Source organism: Dermacoccus sp. NHGro5 (genome assembly GCF_017565385.1).
In the GTDB taxonomy this organism is placed as follows: Bacteria; Actinomycetota; Actinomycetes; order Actinomycetales; family Dermatophilaceae; genus Dermacoccus; species Dermacoccus nishinomiyaensis.
In genome coordinates this window covers 1-9,069 of sequence record NZ_JAGEKQ010000003.1, presented here as the reverse complement: position 1 = coordinate 9,069, position 9,069 = coordinate 1, and the positions used below count along the sequence as shown (strand labels likewise).

Below are 9,069 nucleotides of genomic sequence, written 5' to 3'. Positions count from 1 at the left end.
CCGTCCTGGATGCGCAGTACGCCGCGAACCCCGAACGCTACCGAGGCCGGCGCCCCATCGCCGCCACAACACCCGAAATCACCCAACTCAACCCCACGTGACTCCAATCAGGTTGACAGCTTCCGGTGACCAAGAATCGCGGATGGGGACGGGCACGGCCGCTGGGGGCCGGAGGATTGCAGCGGGTCATAGAGGGAGCAGGTACTCGGCCTCGTCGGCCGGACACTCGGCTGTCGGGTTCTCGACGAGCCGGAACCCGCGACGCCGGTACGCCGCAGCCGCGCGCTCGTTGGCGCGGTAGACGTGCAGCCCGATGGCGCGCAGCCCTTGCTCGCGCGCATCGCTGATGACGGCGTCGACGAGCGCGTCGAACACGCCGGCGCCGCGGCGCGCCGGCTCCACCCACATCTGCACGACGAACGCGATCGCGTGCGCCTCGTACCCCAGTGCGCCGACGACGGCTGGGTCGTCGAAGTAGATCTGGCCCGGTCGTAGGCCGATCAGCCCGTCGGCGCGCGGCGCGACCTGACTCGACGCCTCCGGCTCACCCGCGTCCGGCATCCACAGGTACGTGCCGGGGCTCATCGCGCGCTCGGCCCAGACCTGCTCGGTGAACTCGCTCTCACGGGCGAACGTCGACCCGAAAGCCTCTGGGTTCGTCGACAATGCCCGCAGCCGCACGTCACGGTAGGTCTGCCACGGAAGGGCACCGGCAGGGAGAACAGTCATGACGCCCAGTCTCGTGACGCGGCGTGGACCCGTCAACGCGAAGCCGCTACCGCCGGATCGGGTCGAAGAGGCAGCGATCGGTCAGCGCCGAGGCACAGCCGTGTCGCCGCCCGATCGCGCCGGCGACACGGTGATTCGCCGTATTCAGCGCATCGTGAGCTATTCGTTACCTGCGCGCCGCATTCGCCGTCAGCACACGGCACGGCGACGCGTCGAGGCGGCGTCAAGAGGCGCGGTCCAACCCTGACAACGACGTCGAACGGCTCGTGTTGCCGAGGTTGCCCATAGGCTGAAGCGAACTGCAGCCCGCGTGATCCGGGCGATCCAGCCCGCCTGGGTGTGGCTTCTCCAGCCCATGACGGCGGCCCAGGACGCTCTGCGTCACCGTCAAGGAAGGGAGGGTGAGGCCTGTGTGGGATTTCATCGCCGACCGGTGGGAGGACATCGCCTACCGCAGCTACCAGCACACGTCGCTCGTCGTGCAATCCGTGCTGCTCGCGACGATCATCGCGCTCGTCCTGGCCGTCATCGTCATCCGCAACAAGAAGCTCGAGAGCTTCGCGAACATCTTCTCGGCGATCGGCCTGACGTTGCCGTCGTTCGCGCTGCTCGGCATCCTGCTGCCGCTCGTCGGCATCGGTGCGGTGCCGTCGGTCATCGCCGTCACCTTCTACGCCGTCCTACCGATCCTGCGCAACGCCGTCGTCGGTCTGCAGGCTGTCGACGCGAACCTGCTCGAGTCCGCGCGCGGCATGGGCATGAGCAAGGTGGCGACGCTGCTCAAGGTGCGTCTGCCACTCGCGTGGCCCGTCATCCTCGCGGGGGTGCGCACCTCGACGCAGATGTCGTTCGGCGTCGCGGCCATCGCCGCCTACGCCCTCGGCCCAGGTCTCGGCGGCTACATCTTCACCGGCCTGTCTCAGAACGGTGGCGTCAACGCCATCAACTTCGCCCTCGTCGGCACGATCGGCATCGTCATCCTCGCCCTCGTGCTCGACCTCATTCTCGTCGGCATCGGCCGACTGACGATTCCCAGGGGTATCCGTGCCTGATCTGTTCCGCACCGACCACGACGCTCCCGTCACCGAGACCGTCAACGAGCAGCCCGCCAGCCATGACGTCACGGGCGCCGAGATCGTCTTCGACGACGTCGTCAAGAAGTACCCGGGCCAGGCGAAGGCGGCCGTCGGCGGCCTCAGCCTTACCGTCCCCGCCGGCGAGATGGTCATGTTCGTCGGCCCCTCCGGCTGCGGCAAGACGACGTCGCTCAAGATGATCAACCGGCTCATCAACCCGACGAGTGGTCGCATCACGATCGACGGTGACGACGTCAAGAACCACAAGGTCGACGACCTGCGCCGCAAGATCGGCTACGTCATCCAGGGTGGCTCGCTGTTCCCGCACCTCACCGTCGCCGACAACGTGGGCGTCGTGCCGGGGCTGCTCAAGTGGGACAAGAAGCGCATCGCCGCGCGCACGGACGAACTGCTCGACATGGTCGGTCTCGACCCTGCGCGCTACCGCGACCGCTACCCCCGCGAGCTGTCGGGCGGGCAGCAGCAGCGCGTCGGCGTGGCCCGTGGCCTGGCGGCCGACCCACCCGTCATCCTCATGGACGAGCCGTTCGGCGCCGTCGACCCGATCACCCGGCAGCGGTTGCAGGACGAGATGCTCAGCATCCAGCGCCAGCTGAGCAAGACGATCATCTGCGTCACGCACGACATCGACGAGGCACTGAAGCTGGGCGACCGCATCCTCATCCTCTCCGAGGGCGGGCGGATCGAGCAGTACGACACCCCCGAGAACATCCTCGCGGCGCCGGCCAACGAGTTCGTCGAGGACTTCGTCGGCTCGGGTTCGGCGCTGAAGTCGCTGCAGCTGACACGCCTCGACGAGATCGGCGCGACGCAGCTGGGTACCGTCACCGTCGGAGCCGACGCGTCCGAGGCGCGCGAGGCCGCCCAGCGTGGCGGTTCCCCCAACGTCGTCGTGCTCGACGAACGCGGACGCCCGGTCGACTTCATCAACGTCGAGCGGATGCGCGGCACCCGGGTCGAGAACCGTGGGGTCAACCTCATCACCGTCGACTCGCGTGCCACCCTCAACGACGCCCTCGACGCGATGCTCACCTCGAGCCACGGCGCCGTCGTCGTCACCGGCGGGCGCGGCGAGTACCGCGGCGTCGCGTCGTTCCAGCAGGTGATGGAGCACATCCGTCAGGTGCAGGAGCAGGCGGCCGCACTCAGCGAACGCGTCGACGGAGAGGCTGACGCGAGCTCGACGGTCGTCGCCAACACCTCCTCGACCACGGACTTCGACGCTCAGGCCGACGAGGGGGAGCAGCGATGAGGAAGCGCCTGGGGCGTGAGCGGTTCGGCATGATCGTCGGCCTGCCCATCCTCATCCTGCTCGTCGGCGGTGGCTGGGTGATCTGGCGCCTCAACGCCGACCTCGACGACATCGAGGCCCGCCAGCTCGAGTGGAGCCTGCTCGGCACCCTGTTCTGGCAACACCTCAAGGTGACGGCGGCCGCTGCCGTCGCGGTGCTCGTCACCGCCATCCCGCTGGGAGTGCTGCTGACGCGTCCGAGATTCCGGCGATTCTCCGGCCCCGTCATCGCCATCGCGAACGCGGGACAGGCGACGCCCGTCATCGGCCTCATCGTGCTGCTCGCGATGTGGATCGCGTTCGACTTCTGGACGGCGGTGCTGGCGCTCGCGATCTACGCGTTCCTGCCGGTGCTGCGCAACACCATGGTGGGGTTGCAGCAGGTCGACCAGACGCTCGTCGAAGCCGCACGCGGCATGGGCATGAGCCAGATGGCGACGCTCCTGCGCATCGAGATGCCCCTGGCTGCGCCCATCATCATGGCCGGCGTGCGCACCGCGCTCGTGCTCGTCGCGGGCACGGCCTCGTTCGCGGCCTTCATCAACGCCGGTGGCCTGGGCGAGCTCATCACGACCGGCATCAAGCTGTTCCGCTACCCCGTGCTCGTCAGCGGCGGCATCCTCATCGCGCTGCTCGCCCTCGCGTTCGAATGGGCCGGGCGCCTGCTCGAAGCCCTGCTCACGCCGAAGGGAATGTGATCGGATGACACGCCAGCGAATGAGGCGAGCGACGGGCGCCGTCGTCGCCGTCACGACGGCCGTGACGCTGAGTTCCTGCGGCCTCGGCACCTCGGGCGGGCTGACGACGAGTGCCAAGCTCGCGGGCCCCCTGGCCTCGGTGAAGAAGCTCGACGGGCTCGACATCGCGGTCGGTTCCAAGGACTTCACCGAGCAGCAGATCCTCGGCAAGATCGCCGTCATCATGCTGCAGTCGGGCGGCGCGAAGGTGAAAGACTTCACCGCCATCCCCGGTTCTGCGGCCTCGCGCCAGGCGCAGCTGACGGGGCAGGTGCAGCTCATCATGGAGTACACGGGCACGGCGTGGATCACCTACATGGGCAAGACCGACCCCATCGCTGATTCGCGCAAGCAGTACGAGGCCGTGAAGGCGGAGGACGCCAAGAACGGGTTCACCTGGCTGGAACCTGCGCCCATGAACAACACGTACAGCCTGGGCATGCGTCAGGACTTCGCGAAGAAGTACGGGCTCAAGGATCTGTCGGATCTCAAGAAGGTGCCTGTCGGCGAGCGCACGTTCTGCATCGAGTCGGAGTTCGCGAACCGCAACGACGGCTTCCAACCCATGCTCAAGGCGTACGGGATGACGTACGGCAAGGACGTGCCGACCGGCAACATCCGCAAGATGGACACCGGCGCCATCTACTCGGCGATCGACCAGAAGGTCTGCAACTTGGGTGAGGTCTTCACGACGGACGGGCGGATCAAGAGTCTCCACCTCGACGTCATGAGCGACAGCAAGCACTTCTTCCCCAACTACAACGTCTCGCCCGTGGTCAAGACGACGATCTACGACACGTATCCGCAGATCGCGCAGATCCTCGAACCGGTCGTGAAGAAGCTCGACAACGACACCCTCATCGATCTCAACGCCCGCGTCGACGTCGAGGGCAAAGATCCCGGCAAGGTCGCCGAGGAGTGGTTGAAGAGCGAGGGCTTCATCGAGTAGGTCGTGGCCGAGGGTGCTGATGGTGCGTCGTCAGCTGCCCGACTTCTGTGCAGCTGCCCCAGGAATGTGCTGAACAATCCTGGGGCAGCTGCACATTTCTCGTGCAGGTAATGGCACGTCGTCGGCGTGGCGGCACTCGAGGGGCACGGGTGTCACAAGGCTCGGGCGACGAACTCCCGCAGATCGGTGATGGTGCGTACCTCGTGCATGTCGACGATGGCGGCGTATCGGTGTGCGACGGAATCGCCCTGGCCCCACTGTGATTCGGCTTCCGGGTTGAGCCACATCGCGTGCCTCGCCTGCTGCGCGATGGTGCGCAGCGCGTCGTAGCGCGGGTCGGTGTTGTTCGTGCGCGCGTCGCCGAGGATGAGGACGGTGGCACGCGGCGTCACCGCGTCGAGGTGGTCTTCGACGAAGTCGGCGAACGTCTGGCCGTAGTCGCTGTTGCGGTGCCCGCGCGTCATGCGCCGGTTGCCCTTGAGCGCTTCGACGAGGTCGCCGTCGCGCCCGACCTCCTTGACGACCGCGGTCAGCTCGTCGACGGTGTTGACGAACCCGAAGACGCGCACGCGCGCGAACTGCGCCTGCATCGCCTGCATGAGCAGGATCGTGAACCGGCTGAACCCGGCGACCGAACTCGACATGTCGGCGAGGATGACGAGCTCCGCACGGTTCGGCGCGTGATGCGTGAACACCGGCTCGATCGGTACGCCGCCCGTCGACATCGACGCCCGCAGCGTCCGCCGGATGTCGATGCGCCCATGTGACGCGCGGCGCCGCTTGGCCGTCATCCGCGCTGCGAGCTTGCGGGCGAGAGGGTCGACGACGCGCCGCATCTCCGCGGCATCGACGGCATACGTCTGGCTGAATGCGCGACGCTCGAGCGGCGTCGTGACGGCGTGCTCCGCCAGCCGTTCGACACCACGGATCTCCGCGTTGCGTCGCCGCGTCTCGGTCTCGACACGGCGCCGGAACGCGGCGACGCGCTCGCGGGCGTCGTCACGATCGAGCCGCTGCGTGAAGCGCTCCGGCTGCCACCCTTGATCGGCACCCATCGCCTGACCGCTACCACCACCCCCGCCGCCCGAGCTGCCACCGGCCGTGCCGCCGTCAGAACCGCCGGCTTCTGGGCCCTGCTGCATGAGCTCGGATGCGCGCGCGATGGCGAGGTTCGGCTGGAACTGCTCGATCGCCTGGTTCGCGCTGAACCCGTTCTCACCCTCGCGCCGCAGCACGCCGAACTCCGTGACGACGGTGGCTGCGAGGGCGTTCAACGCCCGCTCGTCCTGAGCGGCGAGAGCCTGCGCGAGGATCTCCTGCAGCGCCCTGGCGCGCTCGCGCAGGGCCGCGGCGTCCGCCGTCAGGGGGTCGAAGTCGTCGAGTGCGTCGAGCGAGTCGGGTTCGGGCTCGCCGTCGGGGTGAGCACCGGATTTGTCTGCGGCGCCGTCCTCTTCGAGGTCCGTCAGGCGGGTGCGCGCGCCCAGGGCGGCGGGAAAGTAGAGGTCGAACAACTCGTCGAACACGCGCCGCTGCTCGCCGCGTCGCATGAACGCCGACGCGAGACCCTCGCGCAGACGCTCGCGATCGTCGAGCCCGAGAGCGGTGACGATGCGCCCCGCGTCGATGACGTCGCTCGTGCCGACGACGACGCCGTGGCGCCGCAACGCGTTCGCCAACGACACGAGTCGACGCTGCAGCACGCCCGCAGACGCGATGCCCGGGCCGGCGGATGACGTCACGGACGCGCGCGGTCCGTAGCCCGCGGTGTCCGAGTGCGCAGCTCGCCGCCCGGCGCCCGGCGCACCCGCGCCGGCGGGGATGACGGCGTCGTCAGGCATCGAGCTTGAGCAGCGTGGAGGCGCGTTCGATGTCGTCCTGGTGCTTGAGCAGCACGCCGAGGTTGGCGCGCAGCACCGTCGCGTCGAGATCGCCCGTGCCGTCGGCTCCGAGGGCGATGAGGGTGCGCGCCCAGTCGACGGTCTCGGCGACGCTCGGTGCCTTGCGCAGTGGCATCTGGCGCAGTCGGTGCACGAGTCGCACGACGGATTCGACGAGCGCCGCGTCGAGACCCGGCACCTTGAGTTCGACGATGCGCTGCTCGAGCGCCGGCGTCGGGTAGTCGATGTGCAGGAACAGGCAGCGTCGACGCAGCGCCTCCGACAGGTCGCGGGCGGCGTTCGACGTCAGCACGACGAACGGTCGCTGCGTCGCACTGATCGTGCCGAGTTCGGGCACCGTCACCTGAAAGTCGCTCAGCACCTCGAGCAGGAGGCCCTCGACCTCGACGTCGGCCTTGTCGAGTTCGTCGATGAGAAGCACCGTCGGCTGCGTGTTGCGGATGGCGCGCAGCAGCGGACGCGTCAGGAGGAAGTCGTCGGTGAAGATGTCGGTGGCAAGCTCGTCCCAGTCGTGGGCGGCGCCGCCCGATGGCGAGCCGACGGGGCTGGAGGCGTTCGTTGACGCCACACCGGACGCGCCCGGCGTGGCGCCCGGCGTGGCGTCCGGCTGAGCGCCCGCGGCGCTGTTCGTGGTCGATGTGGACGCGGCCGCGCCCGACGAAGACGCCTGTGCCAGAGCGGTGTTGGCGGTGATGCGCAGGAGCTGCTTGGCGTGGTTCCACTCATAGAGGGCGCGGGCCTCGTCGATGCCCTCATAGCACTGCAGCCTCACGAGGTCGGCGTCTGTGCCCGTCGCGCCGGACAATGCCGCCGCCACCGCCTTCGCCAGCTCGGTCTTGCCGACGCCGGCCGGCCCCTCGACGAGCAGGGGCTTGCCGAGGGCATCAGCGAGGAAGACGGTCGTCGCGATGGCGTCGCTCGCGAGGTAGCCGGCCTCGGCGAGGCGGTCGCGGACGTCGTCGACGGATTCGAAGTGCGCAGTCACCGTGCCATTGTCGCGGATGGCTCAGGCCGCGATCGGCGAAAACGCAGAACGGTTTGACCGGGTAGGCCCTCGGAACGATTCGATGTGACGCCGGCCCCACAGCTCGCGCACACCTCGCAGTCAGGTGTACGATTAAATATAGATAACCTAATTAAACGAAGGGAAGAGATGTCCACCGCGCATCCGCCAACCGCGCAGGCCCCGATGAGGACGATCTTGTCGCACGTCATCGTTCCAATCCTCATGGGCCTCATCATGTGCGCCGCCTACCTCGGTGGTTTCCACAAGCCGTCGCCCCACCACGTGCCCGTCGCCGTCGTCGGTCAGGCTCAGCAGGCCGGCCCGCTGGCGGCCAAGGTGCAGGACGCGTTCGGCGACGAGGCGGACGTCCGCACGATCGCGACGCCCGAGCAGGCCACGGATCAGCTGAAGCACCTGAAGATCTCCGCGGCCTACGTCCCCGGTGACGGCAAGGCCGAACTGCTCACCGCCGGTGGCGCGTCCGACACGACGAAGTCCGTCGTCGAGAAGATGTTCCGCCCCGTCGCGGAGAAGCAGCACGATGCGCTGACCGTCAAGGACGTCGCGCCCCTCACCGAGGACGACCCCGCCGGCCAGAACGGTTTCTTCTTCCTCGTCGCCCTGACGGTCGCCGCGTACGCCACGTCGATCGCCATCGGCGCGGCGGCTGCGAGCCGCCCATTCGCCCAGCGCATCGCCCTCGCCGCCGGCGCCGCCGTCGTCATCTCGACGATCGAACTCGCGATCGCGGCGTGGGGTTACGACATGTTCGGTGGGCACGTGCTCGCAACGTGGGCGCTGTCGCTGCTCTACACAGCCGGCGTGCTGACGGTCGGTGTCGGCCTGCACCCGATCGTCGGACGGTTTGCGACGCTGCTGTACTCGGCGATCTTCGTCGCGCTCAACTTCACCTCGTCCGGCGGCGTGTTCGCGCCCGTCATGCAGCCGAGCTTCTTCGGTTGGCTGCACGACTTCTGGATCGGCTCCGGCTTCGTCGAGGCGCTGCGTCGCATCATCTACTTCCCGGACGCCTCGATCGCCGGTCCGCTCACCATCCTGTTCGGTTGGTTGGTCGTCGGGTTGCTCTGTCTCGCAGCCGGATGCGCGGTCGAACAGCGACGTGTTGCGCGAGCCCGTGAGCTCGAGGAAGCTGCGTCCAGCCCCGTCGGACGCCACGCCGAGCAGGCGCATCAGGACGAGCGCGACGAGCTCGACCCCGAGACCGAGGAGGAACTCGAGGAGAACGTCGCCGTCTGACGTCCTCTCTCTTTGCGCCTAGATGCACCCGGGTGCATCTAGGCGCAAAGAGAAGACACCAGGGGTGTGGAGAAACGCGTCACGGATGACGCGTTTCTCCACACC

Annotated in this window: 8 protein-coding genes; 5 read left to right on the top strand and 3 right to left on the bottom strand. The window is 68.1% G+C overall.

Annotated features, from left to right (window positions below; translation table 11 throughout):
* Nucleotides 1–186 precede the first annotated feature (186 nt).
* The gene (locus J4Z35_RS01020; RefSeq protein WP_038569787.1) at nt 187–729 is read right to left on the bottom strand and encodes a GNAT family N-acetyltransferase; all 543 of its coding nucleotides are present in this window, start codon (nt 727–729) and stop codon (nt 187–189) included.
* Between the two features lie 410 nt (nt 730–1,139).
* Between J4Z35_RS01020 and J4Z35_RS01015 the strand changes: the two genes are divergently transcribed.
* Genes J4Z35_RS01015 through J4Z35_RS01000 form a run of 4 tightly spaced genes read left to right on the top strand, consistent with a single transcriptional unit; the run spans nt 1,140 to nt 4,803 of the window.
* A complete protein-coding gene (locus J4Z35_RS01015) occupies nt 1,140–1,781 on the top strand; it encodes an ABC transporter permease (RefSeq protein ID WP_038569784.1) in 642 nt (213 codons plus the stop codon).
* The gene (locus J4Z35_RS01010) at nt 1,774–3,078 is read left to right on the top strand and encodes an ABC transporter ATP-binding protein (RefSeq protein WP_006945041.1); all 1,305 of its coding nucleotides are present in this window, start codon (nt 1,774–1,776) and stop codon (nt 3,076–3,078) included. Before J4Z35_RS01015 ends, J4Z35_RS01010 begins: the two co-directional genes overlap by 8 nt.
* Complete coding sequence (locus J4Z35_RS01005; protein ID WP_006945175.1) at nt 3,075–3,815, top strand: ABC transporter permease; 741 nt, start codon at nt 3,075–3,077, stop codon at nt 3,813–3,815. The genes J4Z35_RS01010 and J4Z35_RS01005 overlap by 4 nt, the downstream gene beginning before the upstream one ends.
* A 4-nt stretch (nt 3,816–3,819) precedes the next feature.
* Nucleotides 3,820–4,803, top strand: coding sequence for a glycine betaine ABC transporter substrate-binding protein (locus tag J4Z35_RS01000; protein ID WP_038569779.1), 984 nt, complete (start codon nt 3,820–3,822; stop codon nt 4,801–4,803).
* Between the two features lie 152 nt (nt 4,804–4,955).
* Here the strand turns inward: J4Z35_RS01000 and J4Z35_RS00995 are convergent, their stop codons facing one another.
* Together J4Z35_RS00995 and J4Z35_RS00990 are read right to left on the bottom strand one after the other, a co-directional pair.
* Nucleotides 4,956–6,641 carry a VWA domain-containing protein gene (locus J4Z35_RS00995; RefSeq protein ID WP_083603901.1) on the bottom strand — a complete coding sequence of 562 codons (1,686 nt, stop codon included), beginning with the start codon at nt 6,639–6,641 and terminating at the stop codon, nt 4,956–4,958.
* Nucleotides 6,634–7,686, bottom strand: coding sequence for a MoxR family ATPase (locus tag J4Z35_RS00990; RefSeq protein WP_131941833.1), 1,053 nt, complete (start codon nt 7,684–7,686; stop codon nt 6,634–6,636). Before J4Z35_RS00990 ends, J4Z35_RS00995 begins: the two co-directional genes overlap by 8 nt.
* 204 nt (nt 7,687–7,890) lie before the next feature.
* On the opposite strand from J4Z35_RS00990, the gene J4Z35_RS00985 reads away from it, so the two are divergent.
* Nucleotides 7,891–8,964: a hypothetical protein gene (locus tag J4Z35_RS00985; RefSeq protein ID WP_143181242.1), complete on the top strand. Its 1,074-nt coding sequence runs from the start codon at nt 7,891–7,893 to the stop codon at nt 8,962–8,964.
* Nucleotides 8,965–9,069: the final 105 nt, after the last annotated feature.